Below are 15,983 nucleotides of genomic sequence, written 5' to 3'. Positions count from 1 at the left end.
CGGTCCTCGGCTCTCGGTCCTCGGCTCTCGGCCCTCGGCCGTGAGCCTGGGGCTTCCGGCCCCCGTCCTCCTACCTGCCCGTGAGGCGGGCGCGGTGGGCGGGCCACTCCTCGCGCAGGATGCCGAAGCACACCGTGTCGCGCCAGGTGCCGTCCGGCCGGGGCCGGTGGCGTCGCAGGGTCGCCTCGTGCACCCCGCCGATCCGCGCGATCGCCCGCTGCGACCGCGTGTTGCGGTCATCGGTCTTCAACAGCACCCTGTTGTGCTCATGCCCCCCGAAGACGTGGTCGATCAGCAGCACCTTGCACGACGTGTTCACCGCCGTCCGCCAGTACGCCCTGCCGTACCACGTCCACCCGATCTCGACGCTCAGATCGAACCCGGGCACGTCGCAGAACGACGTCGACCCGATGGCCCGCCCTTCGTGGATCACGGCGTACGGCACGCGCGCGGGGTTGTCGACGAGCGAGCGCACGATGCGCGCCATGTCGTCCTCGGTGCGAGGGGTGGCGGCGGGCATCCACTGCCACAGCTCGTCGTCCTTGCCGCTGGCGAAGAACAGGTCGGCGACGTGTGCGGGCGTGAGAGGTTCGAGCCGGACGACGGCGTCGGTGAGGACGGCGGGTGTGGGCAGGGCGAGGGTCATGACTGACCCCGGTCGACGAGGCGGGCGCGGTGGGCGGGCCATTCCTCGCGCAGGATGCCGAAGCAGGCCGAGTCGCGCCAGGTGCCGTCGGGCCGGAGACGGTGGCGGCGCAGGGTGCCTTCGTGCAGGCCGCCGATGCGGGCGATGGCCTGCTGGGAGCGCGTGTTGAGGTGGTCGGTCTTGAACATCACGCGGTTGTAGTCGTGGGCGTCGAAGGCGTGGTCGACGAGCAGGATCTTGCACGAGGTGTTGACGGCGCTCCGCCACACGGCCCTGCCGTACCAGGTGAAGCCGATCTCGACGCTCAGGTCCCATCCGGGGACGTTCCAGTAGGAGGTGGAGCCGACGGCGCGCCCGTCGTGCACGACCGCGAAGGAGACGCACTCGGGGTTGGCGAGCAGGCCGGTGACGATGTGGGCGACCTGCTCCTCGCTCTGCGGGGTGGGGACGGGCATCCAGCGCCACACCTCGTCGTCCTTGCCGCTGGCGGCGAAGAGGTCGGGGACGTGGTCCCCGGTGAGGGGCTCGAGGCGGACCACCGTGTCGGTGAGCACGGTGGGTGAGGGCATGGTCGCGGTCATGGCCACGAGGGTAGTGGCGGGGTGGCCTGCCGAGCATGGCCACAAGCGGTCGTTTCCCAGGGACCACTACACGAAGGCGAACATGCGCTCACCAGCGGCGAGAGGGCGAGGGGTGCCGGTGAAGCGGTGCGCGCCCACGCCGTAGGGCGCGTCGGGCGGCGACATCCACCACTCCTCGAAGCCCTGCTGCTCGAACCAGGAGCGGATCGACGGCACGAGGTCGGGGGAGCGGCGGTGGCGGGTCCAGATGACCGTGCCGCCGGTGGCGGTCAGGTGGCTGGAGTAGGCGACGGTGCGTTCGACGTCGGCGTCGGGGATGTTGCCGAAGATGCCGCACAGCAGCACCAGGTCGGCGGGCGCCAGGTCGAGGTAGTGGTCGGTGAGGGCGGCGTCGGCGGTGACGATCTCGACCTCGGGCAGGCCGAAGGCGCGGGCGGCGTCGGCGTTGGCGGGGTCGAGCTCGACGAGCCGGGCGCGGGTGTCGGCGCGGCGGGGGTGGTGGGCCAGGACGGGCAGCAGGTCGCGGCCCTGCCCGGCGCAGAGGCTGATGATCGTCAGCGGGCCGGGCGGGGCGGTGTCGAGCGTCTGGCGGATGCGCTCCTGCACGACGTGCAGGCGCTGGGCCAGGGGGGAGCCGGGACGGTCGTAGTCGGCGTGCCATGTCTGCCAGTCCATGGCGCGTGACCTTACCGGCGGCCTCCGACAAGCCGGGCGCGGTGGGCGGGCCACTCCTCGCGCAGGATGCCGAAGTAGACCGAGTCGCGCCAGGTGCCGTCGGGGCGGACGCGGTGGCGTCGCAGAGTGCCCTCGTGCACGGCTCCGAGGCGGGCGATGGCCTGCTGGGAGCGGGTGTTGAGGTGGTCGGTCTTCAGGACGACCCGGTTGTAGTCGTGGGCGTCGAAGGCGTGGTCGATGAGCAGGATCTTGCAGGCGGTGTTGACGGCTGTGCGCCAGTAGGCCCTGCCGTACCAGGTGAAGCCGATCTCGACGCTCAGCGCGTATCCGGGAACGTTCACATACGAGGTCCAGCCGATGGCGCGGCCGTCGTGGACGACGGCGAAGGGCGTGTACTCGGGGCCGTCGACGAGGCGCCGGGCCAGGGTGGTGAGGTCTTCCTTGGTGTGCGGTGTGGGCCTGAGCCAGCGCCACACCTCGTCGTCCCCGCCACCGGCCTCGAAGAGGTCGGGCACGTGGTTCTCGGAGAGCGGCTCCAGTCGTACGACACCGTCCGCGAGAACCGTGGCGCGGGGGAGTGTTGCGGTCATGCGCGGAGCCTAGTGGCGCCCCCCTTTATCTATGTATGTCGGTATTTGACAGAGTCGACAGGCATACCGACCGGTCGGTAGTCTCGCGGCATGGACTTCGCCTTCGACAGCGTCACCGAGGACCTGCGCGAGCGCCTGCTGCGCTTCATGGACGAGTGCGTCTACCCAGCCGAGGCAGCCTTCCACGAGCAGGCGGACGAGAGCGGGTGGAGCCCGCCGCCGCTGCTGGAGGATCTCAAGGACGAGGCGAGGAAGCGGGGCCTGTGGAACCTGTTCCTGCCGGGTGACCACGGCGCGGGCCTGACGAACCTGCAGTACGCGCCGCTGGCCGAGATCATGGGCCGCTCGCCGAGCATCGCCCCGGCCGCGACCAACTGCGCCGCGCCCGACACCGGCAACATGGAGGTGCTCTCCATGTTCGGCAGCGAGTGGCAGCGCAAGGAGTGGCTCGCGCCGCTGCTCGACGGCGAGATCCGCTCGGCCTTCGCGATGACCGAGCCCGACGTGGCCTCCTCCGACGCCACCAACATCGCCACCTCGATCGCCCGCGACGGCGACGAGTACGTGATCAACGGCCGCAAGTGGTTCATCTCCGGCGCCATGAACCCCAGCTGCAAGATCTTCATCGTCATGGGCAAGACCGATCCCGAGGCCCCGAGCCACCGGCAGCAGAGCATGATCCTGGTGCCGCGCGACACGCCCGGGATGACGATCAAGCGCGGCATGACGGTCTTCGGCTACACCGACGGCGACCACGGCGGGCACGCCGAGGTGATCTTCGAGGACGTGCGGGTCCCGGCCGACAACCTGATCGGCGAGGAAGGCGGCGGCTTCGCCATCGCCCAGGCCCGCCTCGGTCCCGGCCGCATCCACCACTGCATGCGCCTCATCGGCATGGCCGAGCGCGCCATCGAGATGATGTGCAAGCGCGCGCTGAGCCGTACGACGTTCGGCAAGCCCGTCGCCCAGCAGGGCGTCGTGCAGGACTGGATCGCCGAGTCCCGGGTCAGGGTCGAGCAGCTGCGCCTGCTCACCCTCAAGGCCGCCTGGCTCATGGACACCGTCGGCAACCGCGGCGCCCACACCGAGATCCAGGCCATCAAGATCGCCGCTCCGCTGACGGTGGAGTGGATCCTCGACAAGGCCGTCCAGGTGCACGGCGCGGGCGGCGTGTCCCAGGACTTCCCGCTGGCCGGGCTCTGGGCTCACGCGCGCACGCTGCGCCTGGCCGACGGGCCCGACGAGGTGCACAAGAGGTCACTCGCCTACCGGGAGCTGAAGAAGTGGATGTAGTCGACGATTTCCTGAGAGATCACCCCGCGGACGACCGGCTGGAGTTCCTCCGCGCCCGCTTCGACGCCGGGCTGGCCTGGGTGCACTTCCCCGAGGGGCTGGGCGGCCGGGGCTGGTCGCGCGACCTGCAGCAGGAGGTCGACGAGGCCTTCAAGGGCACGCCGCAGCTCGACTTCGGCGTGCAGGCGATCGGCCTGGGCATGGCCGCTCCCACGATCCTCGCCTTCGGCACCGAGGAGCAGAAGCGCCGGTTCCTCAGGCCGCTGTGGACCGGCGAGGAGATCTGGTGCCAGCTGTTCAGCGAGCCCGGCGCCGGCTCCGACCTGGCCACCCTGGCCACCAGGGCGGTCAGGGACGGCGACGAGTGGGTCGTCGACGGCCAGAAGGTCTGGACCTCGGGCGCCCACCACGCTCGCTGGGCCATCCTGGTCGCCAGGACCGATCCCGACGTCCCCAAGCACCGCGGCCTGACCTACTTCGTGTGCGACATGCACGCCCCCGGTGTCGAGGTGCGCCCGCTGCGCCAGATCACCGGCGAGGCCGAGTTCAACGAGGTCTTCCTGACCGGTGTGCGGCTCGGCGACGACCTGCGCCTGGGCCAGGTCGGCGACGGCTGGCGGGTCGCGCAGACCACGCTGATGAACGAGCGCGTCGCGATCGGCGGCAATCCGGTACGGCGCGGCGGCGGCATGATGGGCCCCGTGCTCGACGCCTGGCGCGAGCACCCCGAGCACCGCAGCCACGACCTGCAGCAGCGCCTGCTCAAGATCTGGGTGGAGGCCGAGGTCACGAGGCTGTCGGGCGTACGGCTGCGCGAGCAGCTCGCGGTCGGCCAACCGGGCCCCGAGGGCTCGGGCATGAAGCTGAGCTTCGCCAAGCTGAACCAGGAGCTGTCGGGCATCGAGGTCGAGCTCAACCGCGACCTGGGCTACGACGACTGGAGCTTCCGCCGTTCCGAGAGCGTCGACTTCTTCGGGCGTGGTCCCGGCTACCGCTACCTGCGCGCCAAGGGCAACTCCATCGAGGGCGGCACCTCGGAGATCCTGCGCAACATCGTCTCCGAGCGGGTGCTCGGGCTGCCGAGCGAGCCCCGTGTCGACAAGGACGTGCCGTGGAAGGACCTGCCCCGATGACCCTGCTCTACAGCCCGGACGAGGAAGACCTGCGCTCTGCCGTACGTGACCTGCTGAAGGACCGGTGCACCGACGTCCTGGCGCGTGTCGAGACGGCCCAGCCCTACGACCTGGACCTGTGGAAGACGCTCTCGCGCGAGATCGGGGTCGCGGGCCTGCTGATCCCCGAGGAGTACGGCGGCGCCGGCGCGACGCCGCGTGAGGCGGGCGTGGTGCTGGAGGAGCTGGGCCGGTTCGTCGCGCCCGTGCCCTTCTTCACCAGCTCGGTGCTGGCCACCAAGGCGCTGCTGGAGGTGGGCGCCGGTGAGCTGCTGGAGCGGCTGGCCGGCGGCGAGGCGACGGCGGCGCTCGCGGTGCCGTTCAGCGCCTCGCCGTACCGGATCCCCTCCGGCACGGCGAACGTGGCGGGCGCGGACGTGGCCGACATCGTGCTCGTGGTCGAGGACGGCGTGCTCTACCAGGTGCCCGGCGCCCGCGTGGAGCTCGTGTCGTCCCTCGACATGACCAGGCCGGTCGGGACCGTGTCGTACGGCTCGGGCGACAAGGTCAGGCTCGGCGAGGTCGACCTGCCGGGCGTGCTCGGTTTCGGCGCCGCGCTGCTGGCCTCCGAGCAGCTGGGCGTGGCCGAGTGGTGCCTGCAGACGACGCTCGACTACGTCAAGACGCGTTACCAGTTCGCCCGCCCGGTCGGCTCCTTCCAGGCGATCAAGCACCGGCTGGCCGACCTCTGGCTCGACGTGGTGCGGGCGCGCGCCGCGGCCAGGAACGCGGTGTCGGAGCTGTCGCCGATCGCGACGGCCACGGCGCAGGCGTGGAACGCGGACGTGGCCGTGCATGTGGCCGAGGACGCGGTCCAGCTGCACGGCGGCATCGGGATGACCTGGGAGCACCCCGTGCATCTCTACCTCAAGCGCGCCAAGGCCACCCAGATCGCCCTGGGCACGCCCGGCGACCACCGCGAGGCGCTGGCTAGTCTCGTGGGGCTAGAGATGTGAGCAGCAGGTCGGCGAAGTGAGCACCCACCTGGGCGCCGGTCAGCGGCCCGTCCGCGTGGTACCACGTGCCCAGGTGGTGCACCGAGCCGAAGAAGTAGTCGACGACGATCTCGGCGGGGATGTCGTCGCGGAAGACGCCCTCGCGCTGCCCCTCGGTCACGAGCGCGCGGAAACGTTCGTGGTAGCGGCGGCGCTCGGCGCGCACGGTCTTCTGGGTCTGCGGCGCGAGCAGGTGCATGGACCGGAAGAAGATCTTCGAGTCGTCCAGGTACTCCGTGGTGGTCTCGACCACGTCGGCGGCGGCTCTGTGGAGGCGCTCGGCGACGGGTCCCGGCTCGTCGGCGATCTGGGTGAGCCTGCCCATCTGCATGCGAAGCAGGCGGGCGTAGACTTCGTGCAGCAGGTCGTCCTTGGAATCGAAGTAGTGGTACATGGCGCCCTTGGTGACGCCGGCCGCGACCACGATCTCCTGGACCGAGGTGCTCTCGAATCCCTGCTTCGCGAACAGGCGGGTGGCCTCGCTGAGCAGTCTCTGGCGTACCGGTTCTTCCTTCACGCCTCCCGAGCATACCGACTGGTCGGTTGAATGGAATCGGGTTGGTGCTATTTCCGTAACCCCCTGCACGTCGGAGCCCGGGAGCGGGTACCCCTTGGACCGGCGAGGGATCTCCGGCGTGGTAGATCCAGGCATTACCTACTCATTCGGGGAGTTTGGCATGCCCGGTGGCTCGATCTACGTGCAGCGGGACGAGAAGTTCACGGGCTCCTCAGCCCAGTGGTACTACGAGAAGTACTGGCACGAGGACGCCAAGACCAGACAGCGCGCCCGCGTCGCGAAGGCGGCGGCGGGCTTCGTCGCCGGCTTCCTGCTGGCGCTCCGCTTCGACCTCGGTCTGGCGGCTCTGTACGGCTTCGCCCTCGCGGGCGTCGTCGCGGCCGTCGACTGGTACCTGTCCTGGCGCTCCTTCCGCTCCACGGCGGTGTGGAGGGGCCGCCGCAGAGGAGAGTCGATCACCGGCAAACTGCTACGGCGCGCGCTGCGCCGTACCGGGCACAGGGTGCTCGACGGACGCGCCATCCGCGGGATGGCCTCCATCGACCACCTCGTGATCGGGCCGGGCGGCCTGTGGATCGTCGACAACGAGTCGTGGTCGCCGGACACCGAGATCGCCACGTACGGCGGGCGGCTGTTCTTCGGCGAGAAGTACGGCACCAGCGTGGCCAGGCCACTGGTCGAGACGGCCAACGCCTTTGCCGACCTGCTCACCCGCGAGACCGGGATCAAGGTCGCGATCAGCCCGATCCTGGCCGTGCACTGCGGTCAGCTGCCACGCGGCGGCCTGGTCGCCGCCGAGGGCGTGACGGTCACCAGGCCGGGACGCGTGTCCTCCCTCGTGCGCCGCACGGTCACCCAGGTGCTGACCCCGCAGCAGATCGAGGTGCTGGCCCGCACGGCGGCACGGGAGCTGCAGCGGGTCGGCTAGGGACTGAGCGGCAGGTTGATGACCACCGCGCTGATGCTCGTCAGCGCGGCCGTCACCGCCAGCCAGAACCCCCAGCGGATCAGCCGGTACTTTCGCGTGGCGATCCGGCTGAGCCGCAGGAGCTGGTGGGTGACGCGCTCGAGGTCGAGTTCGGCCGACTGGCGCAGCGCGGTGGTCACGTCGTCGACGGTCCTGAAGTGCGACACGTCGTGGAAGTACATGATCCTGCCGCTGCCGTTGCGCCGGTCGAGGCGGGGATAGACGGCACCCGACAGCACGCCGACCGAGGCGAGCGCGGCCACCACCCCGGCCCACCACAACCACTCGACGGCGTCGGAGAGGTCCTGGGGCTTCCAACTGCCCGCCAGCAGGCCACCGGCGATCGCGCCCAGGCCGATGCCGACCACGCCGAGCAGCACCTGGGCCTTGGAGTCGGCCTTGTTCAGCTCCTCGCGCGCCTCGCTGAGCAACTGGGAGCCGTAGGCCACGGCCTGGGCCTGCCTGAGCTGGGCCGGATCAGGTCCTGGCCGGCGTAACCACCACATGGGATCAGTTTAGATCTTCGATGAACTCCGCCAGCTGGGCCACGTTGCGGCACTCCCGCATCGGCACGATCGCGCCGTAGCCGGAGGCGACGGAGTCGCCCGTGTCCCACTGGGCACGCGGCTCGGGGTTGAGCCAGTGGGCGTGGCGCGCCTTGCCCGCCAGCCGCCTGAGCGTGTCGGCGGCGGGCGGCTGGTAGTTGGAGCGGGCGTCGCCCAGGATGAGCAGCGAGGTCCTGGGCCCGATCGCGTCGCCGTACTTCTCCGCGAAACGCTCGAAGGCGTGGCCGTAGTTGGTCCTGCCGAAGCGGGTCATGTCGGCCTCGCTCGCCAGGCGGGTGACCGCGTCGAGGAAGTCGGCCCCCGGTGCGAAGAAGCGGGTGATCTCGTCGACCGTGTCGACGAAGCCGAACGCCCGCACCTTGGTGAACTGCTCCTTGAGCGCGTAGGTGAGCAGCAGGGTGAAGTGGGCGAAGCTGGAGACCGAGTCGCTGGTGTCGCAGAGCACGACGAGCTCGGGCTTGTGGGGGCGGGGCGGCTTGAAGTGGGTGGTGAGCGGGACCCCTCCGGTCTGCAGGGAGGCGCGCACGGTCCGCCTGAAGTCGAGGCGGCCCTGCTTGTCGTGGCGGTGCTTGATCGCCAGCCTGGTGGCCAGGCGCCTGGCCAGGGGGTAGACCTCCCGCCGCAGGTCGGTGAGATCCTGCTTGGTGGCCCTGAGGAAGTCGATCTGGTCGAGCGGGGGGCGCACCGCCGACTTGGCGATCTTCTCGATGCCGGAGTCCTCGGCGATCCTGCGTCGCACGTCGGAGGCGACCTCCGACTCGAACTGCCGGATCTTGGCCGAGATGTGCGTGCGTGCCCGCTTCTCGTGCAGGGTGCCGCGCTCGATCCCCTCCAGCAGCCTGGCGATGAGCGTCTCGGGCGACAGGGCGCGCATCACGCTGTAGGAGAACCAGTTCTGCCGGCCGGGACCGGCCGGCTGGCGTCCGAAGCGCTCGACCATCGCCCTGGCGAACTGCCGCATCTCCTCGTCGCCGCCGTTGGCCAGCAGCCTGGCCAGCTCGTCGCGCAACTGCTGGGGAGTCGCCTCCTGCAGGTCGTCGCGCGGCGCGCTGTACAGCCCGCTGGTCGACGGCGGGAACCACAGATCGAACAGCACGTCGAAGCCGGGCCGGTACGACGGCTTCTTGACCAGCGTCGCCGCGTAGGCGGACTTCAGCAGGTCGCGGTCGCCCATCTCGATGACGCGCAGCGCCGCCGCCGCGTCGAGCCCTTCGGCCACCGACACCGGGATGCCCGCGCCACGCAACGCGTGCAGGAATCCCACATGCCGGTCGACCAGGCTCTCTCTCACTTGAGCCCCAGTTCCTTGATCGCCCGGTCCTGGTCGGAGGCGTGCTTGAGCACGACGCCGAGCGTCTGCCCGATGGTCTCCTCGTCGAGGTCGTCCTTGCCCAGCGCGAGCAGGGTCCTGGCCCAGTCGATCGTCTCGGCCACCGACGGCGCCTTCTTCAGCTCCATCGCCCGCAACGTCGCCACCGTCCTGGCCAGCTGCTCGGCCAGGTCCTGGCGGATCGTGGGCACCTGGCTGAGCACGATGTCGCGCTCGCGCTCCGGCGTCGGGTACTCGATGTGGAGGTACAGGCAGCGCCGCTTGAGCGCCTCCGACAGCTCGCGGGTCGCGTTGGAGGTGAGGATGACGTACGGCCTGCGCACCGCCTCGATCGTGCCCAGCTCCGGAATCGTCACCTGGAAGTCCGACAGCAGCTCCAGCAGCAGCCCCTCCACCTCGACGTCGGCCTTGTCGGTCTCGTCGATGAGCAGGACCGTGGGCTCGGTGCTCCTGATGGCCTTGAGCAGCGGCCTCTCGAGCAGGAACTCCTCGGTGAAGATGTCGTCGTCGGCGCTGGTGGCCTGGATGCGCAGGAGCTGCTTCTTGTAGTTCCACTCGTACAGGGCCCTGGCCTCGTCGAGGCCCTCGTAGCACTGGAGCCTGATCAGCCGTGCGCCCGTGGCCTGCGCCACGGCCTTGGCCAGCTGGGTCTTGCCCACACCCGCCGGGCCTTCCGTCAGCAGCGGCTTGCCCAGGGCGGCCGCCAGGAAGACGCTCGTGGCTATCGCGTCGTCGGAGAGGTAGCCGGCGGCGCTCAGGCGCTCGCTCACGTCGGCGGGCGAGTTGAACATCCACGCTCCTTGAGGTCGGTAGCAAACCGAATCTTATTCTGTCATTGTGGCCCCCGATTCGGCCAGCCGCCCCTCGGCCCATGCCGCCCACTCCTGCTGCACCCGCAGGTGGCGCAGGCCGAGCTCGAAGGCCAGCCGGCCGCGCTCCGGCACGAGCCGCTCGACGGCCTCCAGCTCGGCCAGCTCCTTGGCGGCCAGCTCGGCCTGATGCCGCAGGTACGCGCGGGCGTCGGACGGCTCCACCTGGCCGAGGAAGCACAGCCGGAGCAACATCTCGCTCCGGGCGCCGCGCGACGGCCCGGACAGCAGCCAGGCGTGCAACTCGGCACGGCCGGCGTCGGTGATGGAGTACTCCTTGCGGCCTCGGCCGCCGGGGGCGCTGACGTGGACGAGCCCCGCGTCGGCGAGCCTGGACAGCTCGCCGTACAGCTGGCTCCGCGTGGCGGGCCAGACGGTGCGCAGCGAGGTGTCGAACAACTTCATCAGGTCGTAGCCGCTGCCAGGATCGCGCGCGAGGAGTCCGAGTACGGCATGTCGAAGGCTCATGTCACCTGCCACCAGGAAAAGGGGAAGGCCCGGGCCCGGGGGGTGGGCCCGGGCCTTCCGGGGTGGGGAAAGAAGGATCAGGAGACCGGCTGCAGAGTGCGGCAGGGGGCGTGCAGCGCGTCGGCGCAGACACGATGGAGGCTTCCCCGGTGGAAGACCAGGGGACCGGAGTCGCCCTCGCCGGTGGTCAGCGCGGTGACGCGCGCCAGGGCGAGCTCGTGGTCACCGACGAGATGGCTGGCCTCCAGGACGCAGTCGATCCACGCCAGCGCACCGGTGATCGCGGGATGCCCGCCGGCCTTGAGCGACCAGTCGACCCCGGCGAAACGGTCGGCGCCCTTGGTGGCGAACGACCGGCAGACCTCCGCCTGCCCCACACTCAGCAGACTGATCGTGAAGGCGCCCGCCTCGCGGATGTGCGGCCAGGTGGAGGAGGTGTGCGCGGCGCAGAAGGACACGATGGGCGGGTCGAGGGACACGGAGGTGAAGGAGTTGACCGTGAACCCGTACGGCTCGCCGCCCGACATCGCGGCGATCACGACCACCCCGGTCGGGTAGTGGCCCAGCACCCTGCGCATCGTCAGGTTATCGATCATCTCTCACCGGCTCTCCCACGCACGCTTGAGCCGGTCGAGGTGCCGCAGGCCGTCCAGCACGAGATCGGTGTCGGGAACGAAGTCGATCAGGCAGCCGATCTCGTCGACGCCGACACGCTCCAGGGACTCCAGCACGGATAGCCCGTCCTCGACGGTGCCGAACAGGCCGCCGGTGTCGAAGTAGCGGTCGAAGGAGACCTCCAGGAGGAACTCCAGGTCCTCGGGATCCATCGACTCGGCGTCCAGCCCCGGCATCAGCTCCTGGGCGGCCTTCAACACCAGCCCGATCGAGCTGCGGAGGTAGTCGGTGAACGGGCCGTGAACGATCTCCCGCACGCGGGCCCGGTCCTCGCCGATGAAGGTGTGCAGCATCAGCACGACATGACCGGTGCCGCCGTGCCCGGCGGCGAAGCGCGCACGATAGTCGGCCACCTTGCCCGCCAGATCGTCCAGGCTCTGGCCGAGCAGGTGGGTCAGGATGCCCACACCGAGCTCGCCCGCCTGCCGGAACGTCTCGGGACTGCCCGAACTCGTCAGCCAGGTCGGCAGCTCGGGCTGGATCGGCGCCGGATGGGTCCGGATCTTGACCGCCTCGCCGGTGCCGTCGGCGAGCTCGACCGACTCCTGGCGCCACAGGCGGCGCACGGTGTCGATCGTGTCGGCCGTCACCTGCCGGCGGTCGGCGTAGTTCTCGGGCCGCAGGGCGAAGTCGACCGCGTGCCAGCCGGGGGCGAAGGAGATGCCGGCGCGGCCACCCGACAGGTTGTCCACCACCGCCCACTCCTCGGCGATACGCGCCGGGTGGTGCAGGGGAGCCACGACGCTGCCGGCGCGGATCGCGACATTGCGGGTGACGGCGGCGATGGCCGCGGCGGTGACGGCGGGATTGGGATAACGGCCGCCGAATTCATGGAAATGCCGTTCCGGCGTCCACACCGCAGAGAAACCGTGGGTGTCGGCGAAACGGGCACCTTCCAGCAGCAGCCGGTACGGGTCGGTCCCGGCTCTTGCCTCGTCAGCGAAATAGAAAAGGCCAAAGTCCAACGGTCTCTCCTCACGTGCTGCTCGAAATATGGACGAGCGGCTCCATTGTTCGCCCGATCGGAGAGAGCGAGTAACCCCTAGAATCCACTACCCAGGCAGAATGGTGCGGAGCGCGGGGCCCCTGGCCCGGGGCTTCCATTCCCGCGGATAGCCGACGGAGACCTCCTCGAAACGCACCCCGTCGTAAACCGTGCTGCGCGGAATGTGCAGGTGACCGTAGACCATGGCGGCGGCGCCGTACCTCACGTGCCAGTCAGCGGTCCGTTCGGTGCCGCACCACAGCGCGAACTCGGGATGCCTCAGCACGCGGGTGGGTTCGCGCACCAGCGGATAGTGGTTGACCAGGACCGTCGGCAGGTCCGCGGGCAGGGCGGCCAGCCGGGCGGCCGTCTCCGCGACCCGGGCCTCGCACCAGGCGTCACGGGTGGGGTAGGGGTCGGGGTGCAGGAGGAACTCGTCGGTGCAGACGACACCGGCCTCGTAGGCCTGCTCCAGCGCCTCGTCCTTGGTCGCGACGCCGGGCATGCGGAAGCTGTAGTCGTACAGCAGGAACAGCGGCGCGATCGTCACCGGCCCGCCCTCGCCCCGCCAGACCGGATAGGGGTCCTCAGGAGTGACGACGCCCAGGTCGCGGCAGCGGTCCACCAGATGGCGGTAACGGGCCTCGCCACGCAGCCGCACCGGATCGTCGGCCGGAGTCCACAACTCGTGGTTGCCCGGCACCCACACCACCTTGGCGAAACGCTCACTGAGCAGGCGCAACGCCCACAGCACATCAGCCATGAACTCGCCCACGTCGCCGGCCACGAGCAGCCAGTCGTCGCCGGAACCCGGGCGCAGCTCCGCGACTAACCGCCGGTTCTCCGGATGGCGCACGTGCAGATCGCTGATGGCCAGCAGGCTCATGCACTGATCATAGGCAGCTCTCCGGCGCGGGAGAGCCACCCGTAGGGGCCATTCAGCCGCAGGTTAAGGGGCGGTCCCCGGTAGCTGCGCCGCCGCCCACCGGGTTGAAATGAGCCTTGACTGAGTGGGGCATCGGCACACGTGGCTTTCGAATCCGCCCGCTTGTTAGCCGAGAGGAAATATTGACGTGACGCTGACTACAGAACGCGGTCTTGAAACGCCTCTCTCGATGCGGGAGAGAGTCTCCGAGCTCGGCATGCTCAAAGACCAGGCGCGCGGCGGTGACCTGCAATCGGCGACGAAACAGCAACAAGCCAAAGGCAAACTCACCGTCGACGAACGGCTGGACCTCCTTTTCGACCCGGGTAGCTTCACCGAGATCGAGCAGCTGCGCAGGCACCGGGCCAGCGGCTTCGGCCTGGAGAACCGCAGGCCGTACAGCGACGGCGTGGTGGCAGGCTGGGGCACGGTGCACGGCCGTACGGTCTTCGCCTACGCCCACGACTTCCGGATCTTCGGCGGCTCGCTCGGCGAGGCCCACGCCCAGAAGATCCACAAGCTGATGGACCTCGCGGCGGCCACCGGAGCCCCGCTCGTCAGCCTCAGCGACGGCGCCGGCGCGCGCATCCAGGAGGGTGTGACCGCCCTGGCCGGCTACGGCGGGATCTTCCAGCGCAACGTCCGGGCCTCAGGGGTCATCCCCCAGATCAGCGTGATGCTCGGCCCCTGCGCCGGCGGCGCCACCTACTCCCCGGCGCTCACCGACTTCACGTTCATGGTCGACGGGATCTCGCAGATGTACATCACCGGCCCGAGCGTGGTCGAGGCGGTGACCGGCGAGAAGATCAGCCACGACGGGCTGGGCGGCGCCCAGGTGCACGGCACGGTCTCCGGAGCCGCCGGGTTCGTCTACGCCGACGAGGCGGACTGCCTGGACGCGGTCCGCTACCTGCTGTCGCTGCTGCCGGCCAACAACCGCGAGGCCGCGCCGTACGTCCCGGCGGGCGACCCGGCCGACCGCCGATGCGACGCGCTCCTCGACATCGTGCCCGTCGAGCTGAACCGCTCCTACGACATCCGCGAGGTGATCAGGGAGATCGTCGACCTGGGCGACTTCTTCGAGGTGCACACCCTGTGGGCCACCAACGTCATCTGCGCCCTGGCCAGGATCGACGGCCACGTGGTCGGCGTCGTGGCCAACCAGCCGTCCTCCCTGGCCGGCGCGCTCGACATCGACGCCTCCGAGAAGGCCGCCAGGTTCGTCCAGTTCTGCGACGCCTTCAGCATCCCGCTGGTCACCCTCGTCGACGTGCCGGGCTTCCTGCCCGGCAAGGACCAGGAGCACGCCGGCATCATCCGGCACGGCGCCAAGCTGCTCTACGCCTACTGCAACGCCACCGTCCCCCGCATCCAGGTCATCCTGCGCAAGGCGTACGGCGGCGCCTACATCGTCATGGACTCCCGCTCCATCGGCGCGGACCTGTCCTTCGCCTGGCCGACCAACGAGATCGCGGTGATGGGCGCGGAGGGCGCGGCCAACGTCGTGTTCCGCAAGGAGATCGCCGCAGCCGACGACCCGGAGGCCATGCGCGCCGAGATGATCAGCCGCTACCGGCAGGAGCTCATGCACGCCTACTACGCCGCCGAGCGCGGCCTGGTGGACGACGTCATCGACCCCGCCGAGACCCGGTCCGTCCTGGCCCGCTCGCTGGCCATGCTGCGCGCCAAGAGCGCCAAGGTGCCCTACCGCAAGCACGGGAACCTGCCGCTGTGATGCCCGGCGACGAGCAGGTCAAGGTGCGGTTCGTCGGCGGGGACCCCGCCCCGGAAGAGATCGCCGCGGTCATGGCGGCGCTGGCCAGGACCCTGGCGGCGAAGGCCGGCCAGGACGACGACGCTCCAGCTCGACTGCCCGCCTGGGACGAGCCGAGAGCCTTCGAAGCGCCGAATTCATGGTCCTCACGGTGAATCGGCAGAAGGAGTACAAGTGATCACCGATACCGGGATGTGGCTGCGCAGGTTCCAGAGCGCACCGCCGTCCTCCACCCGACTGATCTGCTTCCCGCACGCGGGAGGCTCGGCGTCCTACTTCCACCCCGTCGCCAGGCAGCTGTCGGCCGTCATGGACGTGCTGGCCGTGCAGTACCCCGGCCGGCAGGAACGCCGCCACGAACGGTGCATCGACGACATCGCGACCCTGGCCGACCAGCTCACCGACGAACTCCTCCCGCTCGCCGACCTGCCGATGGCCTTCTTCGGCCACAGCATGGGCGCCGTGGTCGCGTTCGAGGTGTCGAGGAGGCTGCTGACCCACGGCGTCTCCCCGGTGACGCTCTTCGCCTCCGGCCGCCGCGCCCCCTCCTGCACGCGCAACGAGACCGTGCACAAGGAAGGCGACCAGGCACTCCTGGCCGAGGTGCGACGGCTCGGCGGAACCGACCTGCGCATGCTCAACGACCCGGAGGTCGTGAGCATGATCCTGCCGTCGCTCCGCGGCGACTACACCGCGATCATGACGTACCGATGCTCGCCCGGCATCAAGATCGACGCGCCCATCGTCGCGTTGGTGGGCGACAACGACCCCCACGTCTCCCTGGACGAGGCGATCCGCTGGAAGGAACACACCAGCGGCGCCTTCGACATGCAGGTGTTCGGTGGCGGCCACTTCTACCTGAACAACCACGCCCTTGCGGTGATGAACATCATCACCGAACGCATCACCAGCGCGTAGATCCCTCAACCGGCAGCGCGAAGAGTACGAGGCGAGA

General features: G+C 69.9%; 19 protein-coding genes. 7 read left to right on the top strand and 12 right to left on the bottom strand.

From position 1 onward, the window contains the following. Window positions 1-70 precede the first annotated feature (70 nt). The 4 genes from HNR30_RS25770 to HNR30_RS25755 form a co-directional block, all read right to left on the bottom strand. On the bottom strand, window positions 71-646 hold the full coding sequence (locus HNR30_RS25770; RefSeq protein ID WP_181612583.1) for a GNAT family N-acetyltransferase: 576 nt from the start codon (window positions 644-646) through the stop codon (window positions 71-73). Further along, window positions 643-1,227 (bottom strand): GNAT family N-acetyltransferase, encoded by a 585-nt coding sequence (locus HNR30_RS25765; protein ID WP_181612582.1) that lies wholly within the window; start codon window positions 1,225-1,227, stop codon window positions 643-645. The genes HNR30_RS25770 and HNR30_RS25765 overlap by 4 nt, the downstream gene beginning before the upstream one ends. Window positions 1,228-1,293: 66 nt before the next feature. Then, on the bottom strand, window positions 1,294-1,902 hold the full coding sequence (locus tag HNR30_RS25760) for a class I SAM-dependent methyltransferase (protein ID WP_181612581.1): 609 nt from the start codon (window positions 1,900-1,902) through the stop codon (window positions 1,294-1,296). An 11-nt stretch (window positions 1,903-1,913) separates the two neighbouring features. Next, complete coding sequence (locus HNR30_RS25755) at window positions 1,914-2,492, bottom strand: GNAT family N-acetyltransferase (protein WP_181612580.1); 579 nt, start codon at window positions 2,490-2,492, stop codon at window positions 1,914-1,916. Window positions 2,493-2,582: 90 nt separating this feature from the next. Between HNR30_RS25755 and HNR30_RS25750 the strand changes: the two genes are divergently transcribed. The 3 genes from HNR30_RS25750 to HNR30_RS25740 are packed head-to-tail and all read left to right on the top strand — an operon-like array spanning window position 2,583 to window position 5,913. After that, window positions 2,583-3,785 carry an acyl-CoA dehydrogenase family protein gene (locus HNR30_RS25750; protein ID WP_181612579.1) on the top strand — a complete coding sequence of 401 codons (1,203 nt, stop codon included), beginning with the start codon at window positions 2,583-2,585 and terminating at the stop codon, window positions 3,783-3,785. Then, window positions 3,776-4,918, top strand: a complete 1,143-nt coding sequence (locus HNR30_RS25745) for an acyl-CoA dehydrogenase family protein (protein WP_312894638.1) — start codon at window positions 3,776-3,778, stop codon at window positions 4,916-4,918. The genes HNR30_RS25750 and HNR30_RS25745 overlap by 10 nt, the downstream gene beginning before the upstream one ends. After that, a complete protein-coding gene (locus tag HNR30_RS25740; protein WP_181612578.1) occupies window positions 4,915-5,913 on the top strand; it encodes an acyl-CoA dehydrogenase family protein in 999 nt (332 codons plus the stop codon). Before HNR30_RS25745 ends, HNR30_RS25740 begins: the two co-directional genes overlap by 4 nt. On the opposite strand, the gene HNR30_RS25735 is transcribed toward HNR30_RS25740, so the two are convergent. Then, complete coding sequence (locus tag HNR30_RS25735) at window positions 5,888-6,469, bottom strand: TetR/AcrR family transcriptional regulator (protein ID WP_312894637.1); 582 nt, start codon at window positions 6,467-6,469, stop codon at window positions 5,888-5,890. The two genes, HNR30_RS25740 and HNR30_RS25735, sit on opposite strands and share 26 nt — an antisense overlap. Window positions 6,470-6,629: 160 nt before the next feature. On the opposite strand from HNR30_RS25735, the gene HNR30_RS25730 reads away from it, so the two are divergent. Further along, entirely contained in the window at window positions 6,630-7,397 is a 768-nt protein-coding gene (locus tag HNR30_RS25730; RefSeq protein WP_181612576.1) for a nuclease-related domain-containing protein, read from the top strand. Here HNR30_RS25730 and HNR30_RS25725 read toward each other — a convergent pair. The 7 genes from HNR30_RS25725 to HNR30_RS25695 form a co-directional block, all read right to left on the bottom strand. Continuing rightward, window positions 7,394-7,942, bottom strand: coding sequence for a Pycsar system effector family protein (locus HNR30_RS25725; protein ID WP_181612575.1), 549 nt, complete (start codon window positions 7,940-7,942; stop codon window positions 7,394-7,396). The genes HNR30_RS25730 and HNR30_RS25725 overlap by 4 nt on opposite strands. 4 nt (window positions 7,943-7,946) lie before the next feature. After that, complete coding sequence (locus tag HNR30_RS25720) at window positions 7,947-9,293, bottom strand: vWA domain-containing protein (RefSeq protein WP_181612574.1); 1,347 nt, start codon at window positions 9,291-9,293, stop codon at window positions 7,947-7,949. Beyond that, window positions 9,290-10,123, bottom strand: coding sequence for an AAA family ATPase (locus HNR30_RS25715; protein WP_181612573.1), 834 nt, complete (start codon window positions 10,121-10,123; stop codon window positions 9,290-9,292). The genes HNR30_RS25720 and HNR30_RS25715 overlap by 4 nt, the downstream gene beginning before the upstream one ends. Before the next feature lie 33 nt (window positions 10,124-10,156). Continuing rightward, window positions 10,157-10,669: a PadR family transcriptional regulator gene (locus HNR30_RS25710; RefSeq protein ID WP_181612572.1), complete on the bottom strand. Its 513-nt coding sequence runs from the start codon at window positions 10,667-10,669 to the stop codon at window positions 10,157-10,159. A 77-nt stretch (window positions 10,670-10,746) separates the two neighbouring features. Then, on the bottom strand, window positions 10,747-11,265 hold the full coding sequence (locus tag HNR30_RS25705) for a flavin reductase family protein (protein ID WP_181612571.1): 519 nt from the start codon (window positions 11,263-11,265) through the stop codon (window positions 10,747-10,749). Window positions 11,266-11,268: 3 nt separating this feature from the next. After that, the gene (locus tag HNR30_RS25700) at window positions 11,269-12,309 is read right to left on the bottom strand and encodes a MupA/Atu3671 family FMN-dependent luciferase-like monooxygenase (RefSeq protein WP_181612570.1); all 1,041 of its coding nucleotides are present in this window, start codon (window positions 12,307-12,309) and stop codon (window positions 11,269-11,271) included. 87 nt (window positions 12,310-12,396) lie between these two features. Beyond that, window positions 12,397-13,215, bottom strand: coding sequence for a metallophosphoesterase family protein (locus HNR30_RS25695; protein WP_181612569.1), 819 nt, complete (start codon window positions 13,213-13,215; stop codon window positions 12,397-12,399). Window positions 13,216-13,444: 229 nt separating this feature from the next. On the opposite strand from HNR30_RS25695, the gene HNR30_RS25690 reads away from it, so the two are divergent. From HNR30_RS25690 to HNR30_RS25680, 3 genes are read left to right on the top strand one after another with little or no spacing between them, the layout of a single operon-like run. Further along, window positions 13,445-14,989 (top strand): acyl-CoA carboxylase subunit beta, encoded by a 1,545-nt coding sequence (locus tag HNR30_RS25690; RefSeq protein ID WP_181612568.1) that lies wholly within the window; start codon window positions 13,445-13,447, stop codon window positions 14,987-14,989. Further along, entirely contained in the window at window positions 14,986-15,183 is a 198-nt protein-coding gene (locus tag HNR30_RS25685; protein WP_181612567.1) for an acyl-CoA carboxylase epsilon subunit, read from the top strand. The genes HNR30_RS25690 and HNR30_RS25685 overlap by 4 nt, the downstream gene beginning before the upstream one ends. A 19-nt stretch (window positions 15,184-15,202) precedes the next feature. Continuing rightward, window positions 15,203-15,946 (top strand): thioesterase II family protein, encoded by a 744-nt coding sequence (locus HNR30_RS25680; protein ID WP_312894636.1) that lies wholly within the window; start codon window positions 15,203-15,205, stop codon window positions 15,944-15,946. The last annotated feature ends 37 nt before the right edge of the window (window positions 15,947-15,983 follow it).

Source organism: Nonomuraea soli (assembly GCF_013761175.1).
Taxonomy (GTDB): domain Bacteria; phylum Actinomycetota; class Actinomycetes; order Streptosporangiales; family Streptosporangiaceae; genus Nonomuraea; species Nonomuraea soli.
This window is presented reverse-complemented; position numbering and strand designations above follow the sequence as displayed.

Excerpts from the sequence above, each read along its gene's own strand:
- HNR30_RS25730 (WP_181612576.1), top strand. The coding sequence starts at position 6,630 with ATGCCCGGTGGCTCGATCTACGTGCAGCGGGACGAGAAGTTCACGGGC.
- HNR30_RS25740 (WP_181612578.1), top strand. The coding sequence starts at position 4,915 with ATGACCCTGCTCTACAGCCCGGACGAGGAAGACCTGCGCTCTGCCGTA.
- HNR30_RS25715 (WP_181612573.1), bottom strand. The coding sequence starts at position 10,123 with ATGTTCAACTCGCCCGCCGACGTGAGCGAGCGCCTGAGCGCCGCCGGC.
- HNR30_RS25725 (WP_181612575.1), bottom strand. The coding sequence starts at position 7,942 with ATGTGGTGGTTACGCCGGCCAGGACCTGATCCGGCCCAGCTCAGGCAG.
- HNR30_RS25710 (WP_181612572.1), bottom strand. The coding sequence starts at position 10,669 with ATGAGCCTTCGACATGCCGTACTCGGACTCCTCGCGCGCGATCCTGGC.
- HNR30_RS25765 (WP_181612582.1), bottom strand. The coding sequence starts at position 1,227 with ATGACCGCGACCATGCCCTCACCCACCGTGCTCACCGACACGGTGGTC.
- HNR30_RS25750 (WP_181612579.1), top strand. The coding sequence starts at position 2,583 with ATGGACTTCGCCTTCGACAGCGTCACCGAGGACCTGCGCGAGCGCCTG.
- HNR30_RS25690 (WP_181612568.1), top strand. The coding sequence starts at position 13,445 with ATGCGGGAGAGAGTCTCCGAGCTCGGCATGCTCAAAGACCAGGCGCGC.
- HNR30_RS25760 (WP_181612581.1), bottom strand. The coding sequence starts at position 1,902 with ATGGACTGGCAGACATGGCACGCCGACTACGACCGTCCCGGCTCCCCC.
- HNR30_RS25695 (WP_181612569.1), bottom strand. The coding sequence starts at position 13,215 with ATGAGCCTGCTGGCCATCAGCGATCTGCACGTGCGCCATCCGGAGAAC.
- HNR30_RS25705 (WP_181612571.1), bottom strand. The coding sequence starts at position 11,265 with ATGATCGATAACCTGACGATGCGCAGGGTGCTGGGCCACTACCCGACC.
- HNR30_RS25755 (WP_181612580.1), bottom strand. The coding sequence starts at position 2,492 with ATGACCGCAACACTCCCCCGCGCCACGGTTCTCGCGGACGGTGTCGTA.
- HNR30_RS25770 (WP_181612583.1), bottom strand. The coding sequence starts at position 646 with ATGACCCTCGCCCTGCCCACACCCGCCGTCCTCACCGACGCCGTCGTC.